Here is a 23159-nt window from a genome sequence, read left to right on the forward strand (position 1 = left end):
ATTCATTTACTGGCTTCTTTATTTACAATACTTCGTATGGTTGGCTCGATTTGTTAGGGGACAACTTTAGTCTGTAGTCTTTAGTTTGTCCTGTTCCCTCAAGAGTCTTGCCAAAATACTTTGTCTTTATATGTTATTCTATATATCATTTAATTTAAGTATTAAATTTCAAAATATAAATGATAGTGAAATTTACAACGTGAATTAAAATGTGCTTGGCAATTTGGACATGTTTCAGTCATCATGTATTCATGAATAGAGAGTTCATTTTGACAAACTCCACAAAGTATCGCCTTTTTATGAAATTCCTCTGCTGACCAACGCTGAATGTTATGAGATTCATGTTCGTTATGACATTGATAACAAGGATAATACTTTTCACAACATTTAAATTTAATCGCTATAATGTCAAGAAATGTATGATAGTGAATACAACGTGTTTCATTGTCTACGAGAGAACCATAAACTTTTAGCATTGTTTCACATCTCCTAACATTGAGAATTTACTCTGACTCTGGATATTCGCCAATGATTCGAACTTCACGATGTAATTCAACATCAAATTTTTCTTTCACGACTTTTTGTACGTGATGAATTAAATTCTCATAATCTGTTGCTGTACCATTATCGACATTTACCATAAATCCGGCATGTTTAGTTGAGACTTCCACGCCACCAATACGATGGCCTTGAAGATTTGAATCTTGAATTAATTTTCCAGCAAAATGACCTGGAGGACGTTGGAATACACTACCGCATGAAGGATATTCAAGTGGTTGTTTAGATTCACGACGTTCTGTAAGATCATCCATTTTAGCTTGAATCTCGTTCAAGTTACCTGGTTCTAAAGTAAATGCTGCTTCAAGAACTACTAAATGTTGTTTTTGAACGACACTGTTTCTATAGTCTAAATGTAATTGTTCTTTAGTAAGTTGTATCAAATCGCCGTGTTCATTTACACATAAAGCATAATCGATGCAATCTTTAATTTCTCCTCCATAGGCGCCTGCATTCATATAAACAGCACCACCAACAGAACCAGGAATGCCACAAGCAAATTCTAAGCCGGTAAGAACGTGATCTCTTGCCGCTCTTGATACATCTATAATTGCTGCACCGCTTCCTGCTATAATTGCATCATCTGAGACATTAATATGATTAAGAGATAATAGACTAATCACAATACCTCTGATACCGCCTTCGCGAATAATAATATTTGAACCATTCCCTAAATATGTAACAGGTAATTGATGTTCATGAGCATAACGTACGATAGTTTGTACTTGCTCATTTTCAGTAGGTGAAAGGTAAAAATCTGCATTTCCACCAGTTTTCGTGTATGTATAACGTTTTAACGGTTCATTAACTTTAATAATATTGTCAGGTACTAAAGATTTTAAATCTTTTAAGATGTCTTCTTGTTCTAACATAAGTACATCCTTTCTTCTCTTCTATAATCTAAACTTTATTATAGCAACTTTACATATGTTTTGCTAAAAGAGTTTAAAACAATTTGTATATCATTAAAGTGTATGATACAAATTATCAAAAAATTTCTGTTTTTGGTTTTCGTAGTATCGGATTGTTGAGTTTAGATTGATAAATTTATTTTTCTGATTAGAAAACATCTGTGCTACGTGTTTTTGTGTAGACAGTACGTGATCTATAGCTAAATATTGAGTGAATAAGGGCGTATCTATTTGAATAATATGTAATCGTATTATTTGCTTAAGATTGATCATATTATCAAATTTTGCCATCATCACTTTCTTTTTATAAGGGTGGTGTAATCGATAAAAGCCTACATAATTCAATCTCTTTTCATCAAGAGATGTAATATCATGGAGATTGTTGACTCCAACTAAAACATCTAAAATCGGTTCTGTGGGATAAGAAAAATGTTTTGTTCCTCCGATATGTTGTGTAAATTTTACTGGAGAATCTAACAAGTTAAATAACAGAGCTTTAGTGTCTTCGTACAACTGATGATAATCATTGCCGTTGGAACAATTTATAAATGATTGAACAGATGCATACATGTGTAACTCCTTCAATTAAATTATTATACAAATTCTGAAATACTATAACATAATTTATTTTCAATATAAATAACTTTATGTATAATACGGGTGTTAGGAGTGCAAAAATGAAAAAATTAATAATACTTTCATTATGTTCACTATACTGTTTGATACTTTCTGGTTGTGGTCAGAATAATAACGAAGATTTAAATCGCTTCAAACAACACCTATCTAAAGTAGAGACCAAGCAAAAAAGCGTGGAAAAAGTGATGAATCAATTAGAGCTGAACCGTTTAAATGATATAAGTAAAACCGATACAACAGATAAAAATAAAAAGTCATTTGAACGACTACAGAAAAATATAAATCACCGTTTAGTGCCTGAGTTTAAAGAGTATGAAAAAGAAGCTAAACATCTTCCGGCTAAGACAAATAAAACTCGTCAATTAAAGAAAGATTATTTAAATCATGTGAGTAATCAACATCAATCTATAAATGAAATTAAATCATTTGTAGATTTATATAATCAATCAGTTGTGGAAAATGAAAAAATTCTAAATTATACACATTCATTTGAAATAAATAGAGCACTAGTAGAAAAAGATATACGTAAAACAAATAATCAAGAAAATGCACATCTATTAAAATCTAAAATTGAAAACAATAATCGTAATTTACGAAAAACTGCTCAAAAATATTTAGAAAAGGATAATTATCCTACTTCAAAAGCAATTAATGAGCATATAAAACCACTGATACAAAAACAGATTAAAGATTTAAATCAGACTAATATTACAGATTCACATGTAAACAATGCTCGTAAAAATGCGATAGAAATGTACTATAATTTACTTGATTATTATGAGACACGTGAAACAACTATTAAGATTGAAGATCAACTTTCAAAAATTAATGTTGAGAAACTACCTAAAACGGGTAAAGATTTAAGTAAGGAAAATTACAACTTTAATACAGAATTAGAAAAAGTACAGCAAAACGAATAAAACCTAAATTTAAATTTTTGGTTAACATTATATGATGAAATGTGTATAATTGTAGCCATTGAGAAGTTTAATTTAAAAAAAGGGACAAAGTTAAAAAATTTAGAGGTGAATAGAATGGCTATAAAGCTGAGTTCGATTGACCAGTTTGAACAAGTATTAGAAGAACATAACGATGTATTTGTATTAAAACATAGTGACACATGTCCAATTTCAGCTGCAGCATTTGATCAATTTAATAAGTTTTTATATGAAAGAGACATAGATGGATATTATCTAGTGGTTCAAGAAGAAAGAAAACTTTCTGATTATATTGCTGAAAAGACAAATGTGAAACATGAATCACCACAAGCTTTTTATTTTGTAGATGGAAAAGCTGTATGGAATGCTAGTCATAGTGATATTAATGTATCTACATTAGCACAAGCTGAAGAATAAGAAAGATAATATATCGATTTAAGAGTCTGGTACATTTTTTGTTACCAGCTCTTTATTATATCTACATTTTTATCATTTTAAATGACTTTTATATTTATAAAATGTAAAAAATGAAATATGCGATGAACCTATGTATAATGTGAAAGTGAAGTTATAACGTATGAATTTAAGAAAGATAGAAAGTGGCATGAGGTGAAAATAGAATGAAAATTTTAGTAGCCATGGATGAATTTAACGGTATTATTTCGAGTTATCAAGCGAATCGTTATGTGGAAGAGGCAATAGCAAGTCAAATTGATCATGCAGATATTGTACAGGTACCTTTATTTAACGGACGTCATGAATTATTAAATTCAGTATTTCTTTGGCAATCAGGTACAAAATATAAAGTGAATGTTCATGATGCTGATATGAATGAGATTGAAACGATATATGGACAAACTGAAGAAGGTACTGTAATTATTGAAAGTAATTTATTTTCAAAAGGTCATAAAGCAATTGAACAACGTACTAGTTTTGGGTTAGGAGAAGTTATTTTAGATGCATTAAACAAGAACACAGATCATATTATTATATCTTTAGGTGGTATGGATAGTTTTGATGGTGGCGTAGGGATGCTGCAAGCTTTAGGAGCTAAATTTTATGATGATGAAAATAGAGAACTTGACGCACGAGAAGGCGCACAAATGATTAAGTTCATTCGTCATATTGATATCTCTGGACTGCCTAGTACATTGGAAAATGTCAGACTACAAGTGATGACGGATTTTTCTAGTAAGTTGTATGGAAAAAATAGTGAAATTATGAAATTAAGCTATAACCATCAAATTCCACACAAAAAAGCAGTGGAAATTGATAATTTAATGTGGTACTTAAATGAGATTATGAAAAATGAATTACATATTGCTTTAGGGCCAATTGAACGTGGCGGAGCCGGTGGCGGTATTGCTGCGGTGTTGAAAGCATTATACAACACAGAAATTTTAACGAGTCATGAACTAGTAAATCAAATTACACATTTAGATGAGTTAGTATCTCAGGCAGATTTAATTATCTTTGGAGAGGGTTTAAAAGAAGAAGATCATATGCTTGAAACAACCACATTGACTATTGCGGAACTTACAGAAAAATATCACAAACCATCTATTGCAATTTGTGCGACTAATGATAAGTTTGATATATTTAATCATCATCGCGTAACAGCCATGTTTAACACATTTATTGAAATGCCGAAAACATACACAGATTTTAAAATGGGTCTTCAAATTAGACATTATACAGTTCAAGCTTTGCGATTATTAAAAACTACAGCTAATGGAATAAAATAAATAAAAAAGTTTAGTTCAAAGAATGAACTAAACTTTTTTTATTTATTATTTTTCATATTGTGTTACTTCTTGAGCAATACCGATAATCACTTGTACTGCTTTTTCCATTACATCGATAGAAGCATATTCAAATGGGCCATGGAAGTTTCCACATCCTGTAAAAATATTAGGTGTAGGTAAACCTTTAAATGAAAGCTGAGAACCATCAGTACCACCGCGTATAGGCGCAGTATTTGGTTTTATCTCTAAATCTGCAAATACTTTTTTAGGAATATCAATAATATACGGATGTGGCTTAATTTGTTCAGCCATATTATAGTATTGGTCTTCGATATCTACTTTTACTGGATAACCTTCATAATGAATATTAATATCATCACGAATTTCTAAAAGTTTTTTCTTTTTAAGTTCAAAAGATTTTCTATCATGATCTCTTATAATATATTGTAAAGAAGCTTTTTCAACTGTTCCTTCTATTTTCATTAAATGATAGAATCCTTCATAACCTTCTGTACGTTCTGGTACTTCATTAGCAGGTAGTAGACTATGGAATTGATGTGCTAATCCAATAGCATTAACCATAACGTTTTTTGCAGAACCAGGATGAACGTTTACACCATGTGTAGTGATTGTTGCTTCTGCTGCATTAAAACTTTCGAATTGTAATTCTCCAAACTCACTGCCATCCATAGTATAGGCGAAATCGGCATTAAAGCGTTTCACATTAAATTTGTGAGGACCACGACCTATTTCTTCATCAGGTGTAAAAGCTATACGTATGCGACCATGTTTAATTTCTGGATGGGTCTGCAAGTATTTTACTGCTTCCATAATTTCTACAACACCTGCTTTATCATCGGCACCTAGTAAAGATGTACCATCTGTAATCATTAGAGTGTGACCTTCTAATTTTTTAAGTTCTGGAAATACATCTTGACTTAATACTCGATTTGTTTGACCTAATTTAATAGGTTGACCATCATAATCTTCTATAATCTGAGGATTAACATTTGTCGCATTAAAATCTGGTGATGTATCTACATGTGCTAAGAAACCTACCGTAGGAACTTCTTTTTCTATGTTACTTTCTAAAGTAGCAAAAAGATAACCATTATTATCCAATTCTGTTTCTAATCCAAAGTTTTGCAGTTCTTTTTGTAATAAATGTAATAAATCCCATTGTTTCTCAGTAGAAGGCGTCGATTTCGATTCGGGATTTGATTGTGTATCTATTTTCACATATCTTGATAATCTATCTATAATCTGTACTTTCATGACGAAACATCCCCTTAGACTCTATTGTTCATATTGTAAGATTTTCTGTACGTTTTTCCTTTGATTTTACCATAAAATTGCTTAATACGTGTGTAAATATAATAGAGAATTTCTGCTACTAATATTCCAAAAGCAATTGAACCAGAAATTAATGTGACCTCTAGAAATGTATTCACAGCATGAGTATAGTCATTAGATACTAAAAATCGTGTTGCTTCATATGCTGTACCACCAGGAACAAGAGGGATTATACCTGGCACAATGAAGATAATCACGGGTCTTTTATAGCGTCGACTCATCACATGACTTAATAAACCAAGAATTAAACTACCTAAAAACGCAGCGCCAACTTTTCCTAAATCCATATCTACGGTATATTGATAAATTGTCCAAGCTAAGGCGCCGACAAATCCACAAGCAAGTAAAAGTCGTTTAGGAGCGTTAAATATAATAGAAAAAAGTACTGTCGAAATAAAACTTATAACAAAATGAAATAAATAAAATAACATACATAAACAGCCTTTCTTAAAGAATTAATAAAACAATCGCTACGCCTGCACCAATAGCGAATGATGTTAGTGCAGCTTCTACACCACGAGACATTCCAGCAAGTAGCTCGCCAGCCATTAAATCTCTAATAGCGTTACAAATTAAAATTCCAGGTACTAAGGGCATAACACTAGAAATTGTTATAATATTTTGATTTGTAGCAATGCCTAGTTTAGTAAATGTAACAGCAATTGTAATAACTACTGCTGATGCTACAAATTCAGAAAAGAATTTAATTTGAATGAAACGCTGGACAAAGCTAAAAGTTAAGAACGCAGCACCGCCAGCTAAAATAGCAATCCAGCAATCAGAAACAACACCGCCAAACATGAGTAAGAAAAAGCCACATGCAATTGCCGCAGCAAAAAAATTCAATAAAAAAGAATATTGTAATGAAGCTTTACTTAGATGAATCAGTTCTGATTTAGCTTCATCAATAGTTAACTCATTTTTAGCAATCTTTCTAGAAAGACTATTTGTAAGAGCAATTTTTTCTAAATCTGTAGTACGATCTCTAATTCTTATAAGCCTTGTATTTGTTCGATCATTAAGTGAGAAAATGATAGCGGTCGATGTGACAAAGCTATATGTATCATTTAAACCATAACTGTGAGCAATTCGATTCATAGTGTCTTCAACACGGTAAGTTTCAGCTCCAGATTCTAAGAGAATACGACCAGCTATTAACACAACATCAATCACCTTATTTTCATCGATAATAGTGATTGAATTATTCATAAAAGCACCTCCACAATAATTAAAATATATAATGATTTTCGTGTATATCTATAATATTCTTCGCTTGTATTAATACTTTATTACTAAATCAGTCATTTTAAAAGTAGAATAACAAATAAATAATATAGATGTTAAATGAGTATAAAAAAGAGATGCAACAGAATTCATTTCGAATTCCACGTTCCATCTCAAATTAAATCGTAACGTCTATAATTTAATTATAGGATTAAACATTACTTGATTACGACCTTCTTTTTTAGCTACATGGACCATATCATCGGCGTCTTTAAATACTTTACGTTGAGATTTATATTCATCTTGAGATAAATAACCAACGCCAATAGATACAGATAATTTTATAACTTCCTTATTAGGTAAATGGAACGAAGATTTTTCGACTGCCATCCTAATATTTTCAGCAAGTTTCACACTTTGATCTAAAGAATAATCGAAGATAACGATAGAAAATTCTTCACCGCCATTACGGAAGATTTTAAATTGATGTGGTACATAATTTTTAAGCAATTGAGACATTTGTTTTAGTACAGCGTCTCCTGCTTTATGAGTATATGTATCATTAACATCTTTAAATCCGTCAATGTCAACGAGTAAAAGTGCGAGACTAGTATGTTCTATTTCGGCTTTTTGAGAAATCTTATTTAAATGTCTATCAAATTCTTTTACATTACCTAAACCTGTTAAATAATCGTACTTATCCTCGTTTTCGTACCGTGTAACAAGCGAAAAGAAATGCCAGATATCAACAAAGGTAATAGCAGAAGTAATCGTTAGTACGAATGAAATAGGTATAAGCATAATTAATTCAGTTAAATCATATAAAGTTGTGAAGATAGATAAAACAAAAATAATAACAATACTGATAGCATTTAAAATAATTAAAGCAATAATATCATTTTTTTTAAGAAACGGCCCAATTAAACTAACAATAATACCTATTATAATAAGAACGACGCCATAAAAAAATGAATTTCCGAATAAAAATATATCCACTAGACTTATGATAAGTGAGGCAATAAAAGTGTAACCGACGTTTGTATAGCGACCAAGGAATAGTAACGGGACGAAAGTTAGGCGAATAAGATATTGATGATGAAAAGGAATAGGGTAAGCTGTTAATAGTAATGCCACCAAAGTCATTAAAATTGTGACATAACCTTTAGAAAATATCATGATTTTATTTTCTGAATATTGTAATCGATGGAATAAATAAATTCCAGCTACCATAACGGCAATATTGTAAATAATTGCTTCAATCATATTGGGATCGACTCCTTTAAATTAACCATTAGTAATTGTAAGTGAAAACTTACTATTTGTCATTAAGTTGTTTGTTATAAAATATATATTATGAATTTCAGATAGACTTTCATGTTCAAATTTATAACAAAATGATATGATATAAAAAATACGTATCTTTACAAAAAATTTACAATTAATTTTAATTAGTTTATGATACATGATTAAAAGTGGTCTATTTAATGAATAGATTATTACGAAGAAAATAAATAGACTAATAATATATAAAATTGAAAAAGTATATATACTACTATAGTCTAATTTAAAAAATTAATAATAATTGTTTAAATAGTATAGATGAAAAAATAACAGGAATATATTGAAGGTGAACTGATGTATACTTTATTACTTATTGTTGTAACATTGGTAATCAGTTTAATAATAACACCTATTATAATAAAGGTTTCTTTTAAATTTAATTTAGTAGATCGACCTAACTATAGAAAAGTACATACAAAACCAGTATCAGTCATGGGAGGTACTGTCATACTACTTTCATTTCTTATTGGTTTATGGTTAGGTCATCCCATAGAGAGAGCAGTCAAACCTTTGGTAATTGGTTTAATTATTATGTATTTTGTAGGCATCATTGATGATATTTATGATTTGAAGCCAATTTTAAAATTAATTGGACAAATTATAGCAGCATCAGTTGTCGTTTTTTACGGGATTACCATAGATTTTATTTCTTTTCCAATTGGTCCAACCATTCATTTTGGTATTTTAAGTATACCGATTACAATTATATGGATTGTAGCAATAACAAATGCAATAAATTTAATAGATGGTTTAGATGGTTTGGCATCAGGTGTGTCAGTTATTGGTTTAACTACCATTGGTTTCATAGCTATATTACAAGGAAATGTATTTATCATTATGATTTGTAGCTTGTTGATTGGCGCATTACTTGGCTTCTTATTCTTTAATTTCCATCCTGCTTCAATCTTTTTAGGCGATAGTGGAGCATTAATGATTGGATTTATTATTGGCTTTTTATCCTTACTAGGTTTTAAAAATATCACATTTATTTCTTTATTCTTCCCAATTGTTATTTTAGCGGTACCATTTATTGATACCTTATTTGCAATGATTAGAAGAGTGAGAAATGGTCAACACATTATGCAAGCAGATAAATCACATTTACATCATAAACTTCTTGCATTAGGATATACACATCGTCAAACAGTATTACTGATATACTCTATTGCGATTATGTTTAGTTTATCGAGTATTATATTGTATTTATCTCAACCATTAGGTGTATTACTAATGTTTATCTTAATCGTCATCACAATTGAACTCATCGTTGAATTTACTGGTTTAATAGATGATAGTTATCGTCCTATTCTTAATTTAATTTCTAAAAAAAATGACGATGCATCTCGCCATAAGACAAACCATAAATAATACTTTTATTCATTTATTTACAAAAGCCAGCAATCTTAAGCGTTTGCTGGCTTTTGTAATTTAATTAATTTGTTTCAATATCAAAAGGTAATTGCTTAGGTGTATCTTTTTCTAAATCATATTGACTTGCTGTATTACGGTTTAAAAATTCGATAAATGAGTCGTATTCTGTTTCTACAACATCAATCTTATAACTCACTTTATCAGTGTAAACTTTGTCTCTTAGAAAAAAAGAGGTTGAAGCAAGTTCATACTCAAATTTACCTGTTAAGTCATAATTAATGGTAACAGTAGTGGGAATAGCATTTCTTAATTCTACACGGCCGATATCGTAAATCACATCTCGTACTGCACCACTATATGCACGAATTAATCCGCCACCGCCAAGTTTAATGCCACCAAAATACCGAGTAACTACTACACAAGCATTGTGAATATCCAGTTTTTTTAATATTTCAAGCATAGGAATACCTGCTGTTCCTGTTGGTTCTCCATCATCGTTGGCTTTTTGTATATTCATTTGATTGCCAACAGTATACGCAGAACAATTATGTGTTGCTTCTTTATGAGTTTGTTTTACTTCTTCTATAAACATCTTAGCCTCTTCTTCTGAGAAAACAGGTTTGATATGAGCAATAAATCGAGATTTATTAATTGTATTTTCAATAATATGTTCTTTTTTTATAGTAATAACATGATCACTCAATTGATAAATACCTCCACGATATGATTAATATGAATTTTATTATACACGTTTGTTTTCTTTTAGATAAATAATTGATTATGAATTTCCTTTTTTATTAAAATAATTTATAATACTGTTGAGTATAATTGAGGAGGACGATTATGAAAATTGCAGTAATGACAGACTCTACTGCGAATCTGCCAAAACATATTATTGAAAAATATCAGATACCAGTTGCACCACTGAGTGTAACATTTGATGATGGAGAAACATTTACTGAACATCCAGATCTTTCAAAAGAATCTTTTTATAAAAAAATGGCCGCATCTAAAACAATTCCTACAACAAGTCAACCAGCTATTGGTGAATGGATAAAGAACTATGAGGAATTAAGAGATAAAGGTTATACAGATGTTATCGTCTTTAATTTATCAAGTGGGATTAGTGGTAGTTATCAATCAGCAACACAAGCAGGTGAAATGGTAGATGGCATTCAAGTCCACACATTTGATACAAGATTAGCTTCTATGATTGAAGGCAGCTATGTGATTTATACATTAAAATTGATTGAAGACGGAGCAACCCCTAACGAAATTATTGAGGAATTAACGTCTATTCGTAAAGATACAGGTGCATACTTATTTGTTGATGATTTAAAAAATTTACAAAAAAGTGGTCGTATTACTGGTGCCCAAGCATGGATTGGAACACTTTTACAAATGAAGCCAGTGCTTAAGTTTGAAGAAGATGGAAAAATTCATCCTTTAGAAAAAGTACGTACACGTAAGCGAGCTTATAATTCTATAGAACAACATGCACTTGATATTGCGAAAAATATTAATGATGTAACAGTGTTTGTGATTAATGGCGATAAAATAAAAGAGGGTAAAGATTTTTGTGCTAAATTAAAAGAGAAATATTCAAACATTAATATTCAATATTGTGAATATGGACCAGTCATTGCATCTCATTTAGGTTCAGGTGGAATCGGAGTTGGATATTTCCCAAGAAAAATTGTAATCGAATAAGATGAAGGTCTAATCGTTAAAAGTGAGAACATGGAGGGTTAAGGTACCCATCTCCTTTTCGATTAGACTTTTTTTATTTTAATAAGGAAGTGATGAAATATTAAATATTATGGAAGATTAGTATCTTCAGAAATAGAATTAAAAGATGAAATAATCAGTGAGAAAACGTTAGGTATCGTAAAGAGTTCAAAAGGATATCGGTGTATTCAATGTGGTAATGAAGATAGTGCTCATTTCTATCAATATTTTTCCTCTATTCTTAATAAAGAAGTAATATATTGTCGACAATGTATACATTTAGGAAGAATGGATAATATTACTGAATATAAAATCATTAAAAGTAAAAATGTTAAATCAGAGGGATTATATACATTATCTTTTAAATTATCTGAACAGCAATGTTATGCATCTGAAAAAATCTTATCTGCTATAGAAAACTGTGAAGACTTACTATTATATGCGGTAACTGGTGCAGGAAAAACAGAGATGATATATGAGGGTATTAGCTTATCACGTAAAAGAGGATTTAATGTAGCAATCATCTCTCCAAGAGTAGATGTAGTAGTAGAGATTAGCCAGCGTATTAAAGAAGTTTTTTTGAAAGAAAATATTGACGTATTGCATCAATCAAGTAAACAACAATATAACGGACATTTTGTAATTTGTACTATCCATCAACTATATCGATTTAAAAATCACTTTGAAGTTATTTTTGTCGATGAAATTGATGCATTTCCGCTGCCTATGGATCATCATCTACAAAATGCTATTAAACAAGCGGCTAAACCGCTATCTACATTGATTTATATGACTGCAACGCCACCTAGACATTTACTGCGTCAAATACCAAAACATCGCATTATACAGTTACCTGCTCGCTTTCATAGACACCCATTACCAGTTCCAAAATTTAAATATTTTAAATTAAATATGAATCGTACTCAAAGTTTTTTAAAGTATATGTTATTAAATCAGATTGAACATAAAAGATTTACGTTAGTATTTTTTAATAATATAGAAAAGATGATTAAGATATCCGAATACTATAAAAAAATATTTTCAGATTTGATATGTATTTCAAGTGAAGATGCTTTACGTTTTGAAAAAGTGAAAGCACTTCGTGAAGGAAAACATCGAATTGTTTTTACAACAACAATTTTAGAACGTGGATTTACTATGGCTCAATTAGACGTTATCGTAATTAATGCAGATACATTTGAAAAGGCTGCATTAGTACAAATTGCTGGAAGAGTTGGACGTAAACAAGAAGCTCCCACAGGAATGGTATTATTTCTTCATGAAGGTGTGAGTATATCAATGTTGATGGCTAAAAAAGATATTACAAGAATGAATAAATTAGGGATTCAAAGAGGGTGGATCGATGAATAAATGTATTCAGTGTGCTACTTCTATTCACGAAGAGTTATCTATATTTAATTTTTATAAACCACCACAACAATTTTGTGAAACATGCAAAAAACAATGGCAAGCCATTAAGCTTGATATCAATGATGAAAAAAGATGTACAAGATGCCTTAATTATAAAATAAATACAGGTGATGAATGTTTAGACTGTAAATGTCTCAATCAGCAATTTACGCTAATGTCACAACTGTATTGTGATTATAAATATGATGGAATAATGAAAGAAACGATTCATCATTATAAATTTATGAAAGATTATTATTTAGCTGAGGTTTTAGCTTCAAAGTTAACATTGCCTAAAACGTCATACGATTATATTGTCCCTATTCCATCCCCTTATAAAAGAGATGAACATCGAACGTTTAATCCAGTAACCACTGTTTTGGACAAAATGGGTATAAGCTATATAGAATTATTAGGCACACGTTCACGACCTAAGCAATCAAGACTTGGAAAAAAAGAACGATTTAAAGCTGACAATCCGTTCTATCTTAAAGAAAATATAGATATTACAAATAAAAATATTTTACTGATTGATGATATCTATACTACAGGTTTGACAGTTCATTATGCTGGAAGTGTATTATGTAATAAAAAAGTCAGAAAATTCAAAGTGTTTGCGTTTTCAAGATGACTTAAACATGATATTATAATAGTAAGAATTACCAATATTAGAGGTTAAAGGAGAGATAACTATGATTAGATTTGAAATTCATGGAGATAACCTCACTATTACAGATGCTATCCGCAACTATATTGAGGAAAAAATTGGTAAACTTGAACGTTATTTTAATAATGTGCCAAATGCAGTTGCACATGTAAAAGTTAAAACGTATCAAAATTCAGCTACTAAAATCGAGGTAACAATTCCTTTGAAAAATGTTACATTGAGAGCTGAAGAACGACACGACGATTTATACGCAGGAATTGATTTAGTTACAAGCAAATTAGAACGTCAAGTTCGTAAATACAAAACGCGTGTGAATCGTAAGAATAGAGATAATGGAGAACAAGAACCATTTATTGCTGAGCAACAAACAGTAGTGAATGAGGATGTGGAAGATACTTCAGAATCATCAAATGAGAATGAAATAGAAATTATTCGTTCTAAACAGTTTAGTTTAAAACCAATGGATTCTGAAGAAGCAGTATTACAAATGGATTTATTAGGGCATGATTTTTACATTTTTACAGATCGTGAAACAGATGGTACAAGTATTGTGTATCGACGTAAAGATGGTAAATATGGTCTGATTGAAACAACTGAATAGTTGAATGTAGACGTTCTTTGCGAAAGTTAAGTATGAGGAGCTATGACTAGAATTGAAAATACATGACATAAGCACGTGTTCAATTCAGTCAATGACTACTTCCTTGTTTAAAGGTACCTGAGACAAGTTGATGTCCCAGGTACTTTTATTATTTAGAAGAGAATAATAAATATTATATGTATCGTACAATGTGAAGAATAAGTATGAAGCTACTATCGACTAGCTACTTTTACACTTATTCATGGACGGTATAATCATGCTATGCTAATGTAATGAGGTAATTAAAAATTAAAGGGATAGTAAGTTTTTTAAAATAGAAAGAAAGTATAAATATAAAAGTAATTATTGTACACAATTAAGCATATCATTTATATGAGTATTTAAGTATAAATTTGAACTTATAAATGATATTATAAATTGTTGTAGGCCAAACAGTTTTTTTAGCTAAAGGAGCGAACATAATGGGATTTTTATCAAAAATTGTTGACGGCAATAAGAAAGAAGTGAAACGTTTAAGTAAAAAAGCTGATGAAGTACTTGCTTTAGAGGAAAAAATAGCGATTTTAACTGACGAAGAAATCAGAAATAAAACGAAACAATTTCAAGAAGAAGCACAAGCAATTGAAGATGTAAAAAAACAAAATGACTATTTAGATAAAATTTTGCCGCAAGCATTTGCATTAGTACGTGAAGGTGCAAAACGTGTATTTAACATGTCACCTTATAAAGTTCAGGTTATGGGTGGTATTGCTATTCATAAAGGTGATATTGCAGAAATGAGAACTGGTGAAGGTAAAACATTAACTGCGACAATGCCAACGTATTTAAATGCTTTAGCAGGTCGAGGTGTTCATGTTATTACAGTCAATGAATACTTATCTAGTGTTCAAAGTGAAGAAATGGCTGAATTATATGAGTTTTTAGGTTTAACAGTTGGTTTAAATCTAAATAGTAAATCTACAGAAGAAAAACGAGAAGCATACGCAAAAGACATTACTTATAGTACAAATAATGAATTAGGCTTCGATTACTTAAGAGATAATATGGTGAATTATGCGGAAGAACGTGTAATGAGACCATTACATTTTGCGATTATTGATGAGGTTGACTCTATTTTAATAGATGAAGCAAGAACACCGTTAATTATTTCAGGTGAAGCTGAAAAGTCAACGTCTCTTTATACTCAAGCGAATGTTTTTGCTAAGATGTTAAAAGCAGATGAAGATTATAAATATGATGAAAAAACAAAAGCTGTTCATTTAACAGAACAAGGTGCAGATAAAGCAGAACGAATGTTTAAAATCGATAATTTATATGATGTTCAAAATGTAGATATTATTAGTCATATTAATACTGCTTTAAGAGCGCATGTTACTTTACAACGCGATGTCGATTATATGGTCGTAGATGGAGAAGTATTAATTGTAGATCAATTCACTGGTCGTACAATGCCGGGACGTCGTTTTTCTGAAGGATTGCATCAAGCTATTGAAGCTAAAGAAGGCGTGAAAATTCAAAATGAATCTAAAACAATGGCTTCAATTACTTTCCAAAACTACTTCCGTATGTATAATAAATTAGCTGGAATGACTGGTACTGCTAAAACTGAAGAAGAAGAGTTCCGTAATATCTATAATATGACAGTAACTCAAATTCCAACGAACAAACCTGTTCAACGTCAAGATAAGTCTGATTTAATTTATATTAGTCAAAAAGGAAAATTTGATGCAGTTGTAGACGATGTAGTTGAAAAACATAAACAAGGACAACCAGTTTTATTAGGTACTGTTGCAGTAGAAACAAGTGAATACATTTCAAATTTATTGAAAAAACGCGGTATACGTCATGATGTATTAAATGCGAAGAATCATGAAAGAGAAGCTGAAATTGTAGCAAATGCAGGACAAAAAGGTGCAGTTACTATTGCTACTAATATGGCTGGACGTGGAACAGACATTAAATTAGGTGAAGGCGTAGAAGAAATAGGTGGCCTTGCCGTAATAGGTACTGAACGACATGAATCTCGTCGTATTGATGATCAATTACGTGGTCGTTCAGGTCGTCAAGGAGATAAAGGGGATAGTCGTTTCTACTTATCATTACAAGATGAATTAATGGTTCGTTTTGGTTCTGAAAGACTTCAAAAAATGATGAATCGTTTAGGTATGGATGATTCAACGCCAATAGAATCTAAAATGGTTTCACGTGCAGTTGAGTCAGCTCAAAAACGTGTTGAAGGAAATAACTTTGATGCACGTAAACGAATTCTCGAATATGATGAAGTATTACGTAAACAACGTGAAATTATTTATAATGAACGTAATAGCATTATAGATTCAGAAGATAGTTCAGAAATTGTTATGGCGATGATGCGTACTACTTTACAGAGAGCTATTAACTACTATATTAACGATGAAGATGATAATCCTGATTATGGACCATTTATAGATTATGTTAATGATGTGTTTATTCAAGAAGGAGAATTAACTGAAGAAGAAATTAAAGGTAAAGATTCTGAAGATATTTTTGAAGTGGTATGGGCTAAAATTGAAAAAGGTTATGAAATCCAAAAAGAAAAAATTGGAGATCAAATGCCTGAATTTGAACGTATGATTTTATTACGTTCTATTGATACTCATTGGACTGACCATATTGATACAATGGATCAGTTACGCCAAGGTATACACTTACGTTCATATGCACAACAAAATCCACTTCGTGATTACCAAAATGAAGGACACGAGTTATTTGACTTAATGATGCAAGCTATTGAAGAAGATACGTCTAAATATATATTAAAATCTGTTATTCAAGTAGACGAACAAGTTGAACGTGAAAAAACAACAGATTTTGGTAAGGCACAACACGTATCTGCTGAAGATGGCAAAGAAAAAGCAAAAAAACAGCCTATTGTAAAAGGTGAAAAAATTGGACGTAATGATCCTTGTCCTTGTGGTAGTGGTAAAAAATATAAAAATTGCCATGGTAAAGAAGATTAATATCAAGTAATTATAATTAGGCGAGATCGAGACGTATATTGCTTATCATTTAAAAGCTTTTGTCACGATCTCGTATTTTATTTAAAGAATTTATAAATAAAGGAGACATATATAGTGGAATTATCAGAAATCAAACGTAATATTGATGAATATAATAATGATTTAGAACAAATTAGGGGGTCTCTTTGACTTAGAAAATAAAGAAACAAATATTCAAGAATATGAAGAAATGATGACAGAACCGGACTTTTGGGATAACCAAAATAAAGCTCAAGATGTTATTGATAAAAATAATGCATTAAAATCGATAGTTAATGGTTACTATGAACTCAACCATAAATTAGAAGATATGGATGCAACATGGGAATTACTTCAAGAGGAATATGATGATGAAATCAAAGAAGATTTAGAACAAGATATTGTAACATTCAGAGAACAAATCGATCAGTTTGAATTACAATTATTATTAGATGGCCCACATGATGCAAATAATGCTATTTTAGAGTTGCATCCTGGTGCTGGAGGGACCGAATCTCAAGACTGGGCTAGCATGTTATTAAGAATGTACCAAAGATATGGTGAACAACAAGGTTTTAAAGTAGAAACCATCGATTATTTACCAGGTGATGAAGCGGGAGTAAAAAGCGTCACATTATTGATTAAAGGTCATAATGCCTACGGTTACTTAAAAGCAGAAAAAGGAGTACATCGACTTGTAAGAATTTCACCTTTTGATTCATCTGGAAGACGCCATACGTCATTTGCTTCTTGTGATGTTATACCAGAATTTGATAATGATGAAATAGAAATAGAAATTAATCCTGATGACATTACAGTAGATACATTTAGAGCATCAGGTGCAGGTGGACAACATATCAATAAAACAGAGTCTGCAATCCGTATTACTCACCATCCAACTGGAATTGTAGTGAATAACCAAAATGAACGTTCTCAAATCAAGAACCGTGAAGCTGCAATGAAAATGTTGAAATCTAAATTATATCAATTGAAGTTAGAAGAGCAAGAACGTGAAATGGCAGAAATTCGTGGTGAACAAAAAGAAATAGGATGGGGTAGTCAAATTCGTTCGTATGTATTCCATCCATATTCTATGGTAAAAGATCATCGTACAAATGAAGAAACTGCTAAGGTAGATGCAGTAATGGATGGAAATATTGCGCCATTTATAGAAGCTTATTTACGACAAACGATGTCACAAAATGATTGATTGAGTTGTTTATTAATAAAAAATAAAATTTTAAAATCTAAATAAATCTAACTTTAAAATGTAATTCGTGACTTGTAATATTACTAATTTAATCAATTTAAACTAATTTAGGAGTGTTATTTAACCTTTATATTACAAGGTTTTAACATTCCTCTTTTTTAATGTTGTTTATGCTAAAGTATTAATGAACAAGAATACACTACAGCAAAGGAATGACAACATGTTAAAAAAATCAATAACTGTAACATTTGCTTCAATTGCAGCAATTACAGGTTTAAATACGTTAGCACATGCACAACAAACACACATTGTTAAAGAAAAAACAAATGTAGAAGCAGTGGCACAACAATTTTCTACAACTGCAGATGAGATAAAAAAATTAAATCATATAGGTAATGATGAAGTTGAAAAAGATGTTTCAATAGTTGTACCTGATAAAGATATTGTTGAAGTTAAATCTGGTGATACATTAAACAAAATTGCGAAAGCTCATCATTTAACATTAGATGAATTATATGCATTTAATCCAGGAGTAAAACCGTTAATTCATCCTGGTGATTTAATCGCAGTAAGTGACAAAGGTTCAGCAACATTAGAAAGTCACTTGATAAGTGATAGTAGTGTATATGCTACGCCTTATTCAAGTGAAACTGCACCATTAAGTTATAATAGCGCTGAAACTACGCCGTATGTAGCGTCTCCATCATATGTTACTAGTAGTAATGACAATACAGAAACAATCAGTGCACCAGTATATTATAATAATAGCGCTTTAAATAACCAAGGTAATCATTATTATTTTGGTAACTGTACATATTATGCATTTGATCGTAGACAACAATTAGGACGTTCAGTAGGGAGCTATTGGGGAAATGCAAATAATTGGGCAAGCTCAGCTAGAAATGCTGGTTTAGTGGTCGATCATCGTCCTGAAGTAGGAGCGGTTTTCCAAACATCAGCGGGTTACTATGGTCACGTAGGTATCGTAGAACGTGTGAATAATGATGGTTCGTTTTACGTTTCAGAAATGAATTGGAATGGTCATTTCAATGATGTTACAAATAGAACAATTTATAATTCGTCTAGTTATAATTTTATACATTAAATTTTTCAAAGGATTTATAATGTTAAAACATCAACAAAGCTTATGTTTTGTTGATGTTTTTTAGTTATTAATAATGCAATGTATTATTTAAAAGAAGAAATAAAAGTTACGAAATTATCACAATTAAAAATTTTTACTAAACGATTGATTGATATAATAAATACAAGTATAATTTCTATTTAATAATATAAGGAGGTATAACCGCATTATGGGGGTTCATCAATACTTTAAACGTTTATCTGATCTTGAAAAATTAATAAGATTGCCAGGAAAATTCAAATATTTTGAGCATAATGTTGCAGCACATTCATTTAAAGTGACTAAAATAGCTCAATACTTAGCAACAGTTGAAGAATATCATGGTAATTCAATTGATTGGAAAAGTTTGTATGAAAAAGCCCTTAACCATGATTTTGCAGAAGTATTTACAGGGGATATTAAGACACCAGTTAAATATGCAAGCAGAGAATTAAAAATGTTATTTTCCCAAGTCGAAGAAGAAATGGTAGATACGTTCATTAATGAAGAAATTCCGAAGCCATACCAAGATATTTATCGTAAAAGACTTCAAGAGGGAAAAGATGATTCTTTAGAAGGCCAAATTTTATCAGTAGCTGATAAAATTGATTTATTATATGAAACGTTTGGTGAAATTCAAAAACGTAATCCGGAAGATCTGTTTTTTGAAATCTATGAACATAGCCTAGAAACAATAATGCAGTTTGATCATTTAAGTTCAGTACAAGATTTTATCGATCACGTTATACCGGAAATGCTTACGGAAAACTTTATTCCTCGTGCTGAACTACGTGAAACAACAATGTCAATCTTAGAACGACGAAGACGAAATGAGTGAATATAATGATATGGTATACTTTAGCTGCCTTCTTTCCATGTATCTTAGTTATTTTATTCAGTGTAATTACCAGAAGCAAATGGGTAGGCGTCATTGTAACATTGATATTAATTGCCGCTTCAGTGTATAAAGGATTTTTTCATAATGAATGGATTATATTTTTAGATGTAGTATCTATCCTAGCTGGTTATGTGATTATTGATAATTTAGAATTTCACAAACATCAAGACTAAGCTAAAAAAATTGCAGTACGATACCATTTGTTTTATATTATTAATACATATCTAATAAAAATACGTCAACATATTAAGATGAGGCATAAATATAGAAGTGAATTTATATTTGTGTCTCATCTTTTATATATGTATAAAAAGTGATGGCAAACGTAAGCGAACAAACGTTTGTTTTTTTATTCGCTTTTTTGTTAAGATAAGTATAAATAATTTTATTTTTACTGAAATAAACATTTAATAAAATAAACTGAGGAGGCGCTTGAAAGAATGGTAGAACATCATCCTTTTAAATTAAATTCTGAATTTGAACCACAAGGGGACCAGCCTCAAGCCATAAAAAAAATTGTTGAAGGTGTTAAAGCTGGTAAACGTCATCAAACATTACTTGGTGCAACGGGTACTGGTAAAACATTTACCATGAGTAATGTAATTAAAGAAGTTGGAAAACCTACATTAATTATAGCGCATAATAAAACGTTAGCAGGTCAATTGTATAGTGAATTTAAAGAGTTTTTTCCTGAAAATAGGGTAGAATATTTCGTAAGTTACTACGATTATTATCAACCTGAAGCATATGTGCCATCAACGGATACATTTATCGAAAAAGACGCCTCAATTAACGATGAAATCGATCAGTTACGACATTCAGCTACAAGTGCTTTATTCGAACGTGATGATGTGATTATTATTGCAAGTGTAAGTTGTATTTATGGTTTAGGTAATCCAGAAGAATACAAAGATTTAGTTGTTAGCGTTCGAGTAGGGATGGAAATGGATAGAAGTGAGCTTCTTCGAAAATTAGTCGATGTTCAATATTCAAGAAACGATATCGATTTTCAACGTGGTACATTTAGAGTAAGAGGAGATGTTGTAGAAATCTTTCCTGCTTCAAGGGAAGAAATGTGTATCCGAGTAGAATTCTTTGGCGATGAAGTTGATAGAATCAGAGAAGTAAATTATCTAACTGGTGAAGTGATACGTGAAAGAGAACATTTTGCTATATTCCCTGCTTCCCACTTTGTTACTAGAGAAGAAAAAATGAAAGTCGCTATTGAACGTATTGAAAAAGAACTTGAAGAGCGATTAAAAGAATTGAAAGCTGAAAATAGATTATTAGAAGCACAACGTCTAGAACAACGTACAAATTATGACTTAGAAATGATGAGAGAGATGGGCTTTTGTTCTGGAATAGAGAATTATTCTGTTCATTTAACATTAAGACCACTTGGTTCCACACCTTATACTTTACTTGATTATTTTGGTGATGATTGGCTTGTAATGATAGATGAGTCGCACGTGACGTTACCACAAATTAGAGGTATGTTTAATGGAGACCAAGCACGTAAAAAAGTACTCGTAGATCATGGTTTCCGTTTACCAAGTGCTATGGATAACCGTCCGCTTAAATTTGAAGAATTTGAACAAAAAACTAAACAGCTCGTTTATGTTTCAGCAACACCTGGTCCATATGAAATTGAACATACTGATAAAATGGTAGAACAAATTATTCGACCAACTGGTTTATTAGATCCTAAAATTGATGTTCGACCTACGAAGAATCAAATTGATGATTTACTCAGTGAAATTCAAGAAAGAATTGATAGGAATGAACGTGTACTTGTCACAACCTTAACTAAAAAAATGAGTGAAGATTTGACAACATATATGAAAGAGGCAGGAATTAAAGTGAATTATCTTCATTCTGAAATCAAAACACTTGAACGTATAGAAATTATACGTGATTTAAGAATGGGCACATATGATGCTGTAGTAGGTATCAATTTGCTTAGAGAGGGTATTGATATACCTGAAGTGTCGTTAGTAGTTATTTTAGATGCAGATAAAGAAGGATTTTTACGTTCAAATCGTTCACTTATTCAAACTATCGGACGTGCTGCACGTAACGATAAAGGAGAAGTTATCATGTATGCCGATAAGATAACAGACTCTATGCAGTACGCAATTGATGAAACACAGCGTCGTCGAGAAATACAAATGGCACATAACGAAAAATATGGTATTACTCCTAAAACAATCAATAAAAAAATACATGATGTCATTAGTGCAACAGTGGATAATGATGAAACAAATGAAAAGCAACAAACTGAAGTACCTAAGAAAATGACAAAGAAAGAACGTCAGAAAACAATTGAAAATATTGAAAAAGAAATGAAAAAAGCAGCTAAAGATTTAGACTTTGAAAGAGCAACAGAATTGAGAGATATGTTATTTGAACTAAAAGCAGAAGGGTGATT

Annotated in this window: 22 protein-coding genes; 14 read left to right on the forward strand and 8 right to left on the reverse strand. The window is 30.9% G+C overall.

Annotation, left to right across the window (positions count from 1 at the left end; translation table 11 throughout):
* Positions 1-161 precede the first annotated feature (161 nt).
* From HMPREF2930_RS05060 to HMPREF2930_RS05070, 3 genes are all read right to left on the reverse strand, one after another.
* A complete protein-coding gene (locus HMPREF2930_RS05060) occupies positions 162-476 on the reverse strand; it encodes a CHY zinc finger protein (protein ID WP_017175939.1) in 315 nt (104 codons plus the stop codon).
* 27 nt (positions 477-503) lie between these two features.
* Positions 504-1430, reverse strand: a complete 927-nt coding sequence (murB, locus tag HMPREF2930_RS05065; RefSeq protein WP_017175938.1) for a UDP-N-acetylmuramate dehydrogenase — start codon at positions 1428-1430, stop codon at positions 504-506.
* A gap of 93 nt (positions 1431-1523) precedes the next feature.
* Positions 1524-2039, reverse strand: a complete 516-nt coding sequence (locus HMPREF2930_RS05070; RefSeq protein ID WP_017175937.1) for a GrpB family protein — start codon at positions 2037-2039, stop codon at positions 1524-1526.
* 107 nt (positions 2040-2146) lie between these two features.
* On the opposite strand from HMPREF2930_RS05070, the gene HMPREF2930_RS05075 reads away from it, so the two are divergent.
* The 3 genes from HMPREF2930_RS05075 to HMPREF2930_RS05085 all read left to right on the forward strand — a co-directional run bounded on the left by HMPREF2930_RS05075 (position 2147) and on the right by HMPREF2930_RS05085 (position 4788).
* Positions 2147-3025 carry an EMYY motif lipoprotein gene (locus HMPREF2930_RS05075; RefSeq protein ID WP_017175936.1) on the forward strand — a complete coding sequence of 293 codons (879 nt, stop codon included), beginning with the start codon at positions 2147-2149 and terminating at the stop codon, positions 3023-3025.
* Positions 3026-3139: 114 nt separating this feature from the next.
* Complete coding sequence (gene ytxJ / locus HMPREF2930_RS05080) at positions 3140-3460, forward strand: bacillithiol system redox-active protein YtxJ (RefSeq protein WP_002449093.1); 321 nt, start codon at positions 3140-3142, stop codon at positions 3458-3460.
* 203 nt (positions 3461-3663) lie between these two features.
* The gene (locus HMPREF2930_RS05085; RefSeq protein WP_017175935.1) at positions 3664-4788 is read left to right on the forward strand and encodes a glycerate kinase; all 1125 of its coding nucleotides are present in this window, start codon (positions 3664-3666) and stop codon (positions 4786-4788) included.
* A 45-nt stretch (positions 4789-4833) separates the two neighbouring features.
* Here the strand turns inward: HMPREF2930_RS05085 and pepT are convergent, their stop codons facing one another.
* From pepT to HMPREF2930_RS05105, 4 genes are all read right to left on the reverse strand, one after another.
* Entirely contained in the window at positions 4834-6063 is a 1230-nt protein-coding gene (gene pepT / locus HMPREF2930_RS05090) for a peptidase T (RefSeq protein WP_017175934.1), read from the reverse strand.
* 14 nt (positions 6064-6077) lie between these two features.
* Positions 6078-6572 (reverse strand): threonine/serine exporter family protein, encoded by a 495-nt coding sequence (locus tag HMPREF2930_RS05095; RefSeq protein WP_002448047.1) that lies wholly within the window; start codon positions 6570-6572, stop codon positions 6078-6080.
* Between the two features lie 16 nt (positions 6573-6588).
* A complete protein-coding gene (locus tag HMPREF2930_RS05100) occupies positions 6589-7350 on the reverse strand; it encodes a threonine/serine exporter family protein (protein WP_002448186.1) in 762 nt (253 codons plus the stop codon).
* Between the two features lie 207 nt (positions 7351-7557).
* Positions 7558-8628 (reverse strand): GGDEF domain-containing protein GdpS, encoded by a 1071-nt coding sequence (locus HMPREF2930_RS05105; protein ID WP_017175933.1) that lies wholly within the window; start codon positions 8626-8628, stop codon positions 7558-7560.
* Between the two features lie 372 nt (positions 8629-9000).
* Between HMPREF2930_RS05105 and HMPREF2930_RS05110 the strand changes: the two genes are divergently transcribed.
* Positions 9001-10074, forward strand: coding sequence for a glycosyltransferase family 4 protein (locus tag HMPREF2930_RS05110; RefSeq protein ID WP_017175932.1), 1074 nt, complete (start codon positions 9001-9003; stop codon positions 10072-10074).
* Positions 10075-10138: 64 nt separating this feature from the next.
* Here the strand turns inward: HMPREF2930_RS05110 and HMPREF2930_RS05115 are convergent, their stop codons facing one another.
* Positions 10139-10780, reverse strand: coding sequence for a YigZ family protein (locus HMPREF2930_RS05115; RefSeq protein ID WP_017175931.1), 642 nt, complete (start codon positions 10778-10780; stop codon positions 10139-10141).
* A 140-nt stretch (positions 10781-10920) separates the two neighbouring features.
* Between HMPREF2930_RS05115 and fakB1 the strand changes: the two genes are divergently transcribed.
* From fakB1 to uvrB, 10 genes are all read left to right on the forward strand, one after another.
* A complete protein-coding gene (fakB1, locus tag HMPREF2930_RS05120; RefSeq protein WP_017175930.1) occupies positions 10921-11787 on the forward strand; it encodes a fatty acid kinase binding subunit FakB1 in 867 nt (288 codons plus the stop codon).
* 306 nt (positions 11788-12093) lie between these two features.
* Complete coding sequence (locus HMPREF2930_RS05125; protein WP_017175929.1) at positions 12094-13176, forward strand: DEAD/DEAH box helicase family protein; 1083 nt, start codon at positions 12094-12096, stop codon at positions 13174-13176.
* Positions 13169-13846 (forward strand): ComF family protein, encoded by a 678-nt coding sequence (locus tag HMPREF2930_RS05130; protein WP_017175928.1) that lies wholly within the window; start codon positions 13169-13171, stop codon positions 13844-13846. Before HMPREF2930_RS05125 ends, HMPREF2930_RS05130 begins: the two co-directional genes overlap by 8 nt.
* A gap of 61 nt (positions 13847-13907) precedes the next feature.
* On the forward strand, positions 13908-14483 hold the full coding sequence (gene hpf, locus HMPREF2930_RS05135; protein WP_017175927.1) for a ribosome hibernation-promoting factor, HPF/YfiA family: 576 nt from the start codon (positions 13908-13910) through the stop codon (positions 14481-14483).
* Positions 14484-14944: 461 nt separating this feature from the next.
* Entirely contained in the window at positions 14945-17482 is a 2538-nt protein-coding gene (secA, locus tag HMPREF2930_RS05140; RefSeq protein ID WP_017175926.1) for a preprotein translocase subunit SecA, read from the forward strand.
* Positions 17483-17596: 114 nt separating this feature from the next.
* Positions 17597-18710 (forward strand): peptide chain release factor 2 gene (prfB, locus tag HMPREF2930_RS05145; protein WP_100214160.1). Its coding sequence is split into 2 segments (ribosomal slippage): positions 17597-17668 and positions 17670-18710, totalling 1113 coding nucleotides; the frame shifts between segments, so codons are not numbered across the junction.
* A 220-nt stretch (positions 18711-18930) separates the two neighbouring features.
* Positions 18931-19815, forward strand: coding sequence for a COG3942 and LysM peptidoglycan-binding domain-containing protein (locus HMPREF2930_RS05150; RefSeq protein ID WP_017175924.1), 885 nt, complete (start codon positions 18931-18933; stop codon positions 19813-19815).
* A 208-nt stretch (positions 19816-20023) separates the two neighbouring features.
* Positions 20024-20671: a YfbR-like 5'-deoxynucleotidase gene (locus HMPREF2930_RS05155; protein WP_017175923.1), complete on the forward strand. Its 648-nt coding sequence runs from the start codon at positions 20024-20026 to the stop codon at positions 20669-20671.
* Between the two features lie 5 nt (positions 20672-20676).
* The gene (locus HMPREF2930_RS05160) at positions 20677-20904 is read left to right on the forward strand and encodes a CsbA family protein (protein ID WP_017175922.1); all 228 of its coding nucleotides are present in this window, start codon (positions 20677-20679) and stop codon (positions 20902-20904) included.
* Positions 20905-21171: 267 nt separating this feature from the next.
* The gene (gene uvrB / locus HMPREF2930_RS05165; RefSeq protein WP_017175921.1) at positions 21172-23157 is read left to right on the forward strand and encodes an excinuclease ABC subunit UvrB; all 1986 of its coding nucleotides are present in this window, start codon (positions 21172-21174) and stop codon (positions 23155-23157) included.
* Positions 23158-23159 lie beyond the last annotated feature (2 nt).

Origin of the sequence: Staphylococcus sp. HMSC068C09 (genome assembly GCF_001813735.1) — a bacterium.
GTDB classification, from domain to species: Bacteria; Bacillota; Bacilli; order Staphylococcales; family Staphylococcaceae; genus Staphylococcus; species Staphylococcus hominis.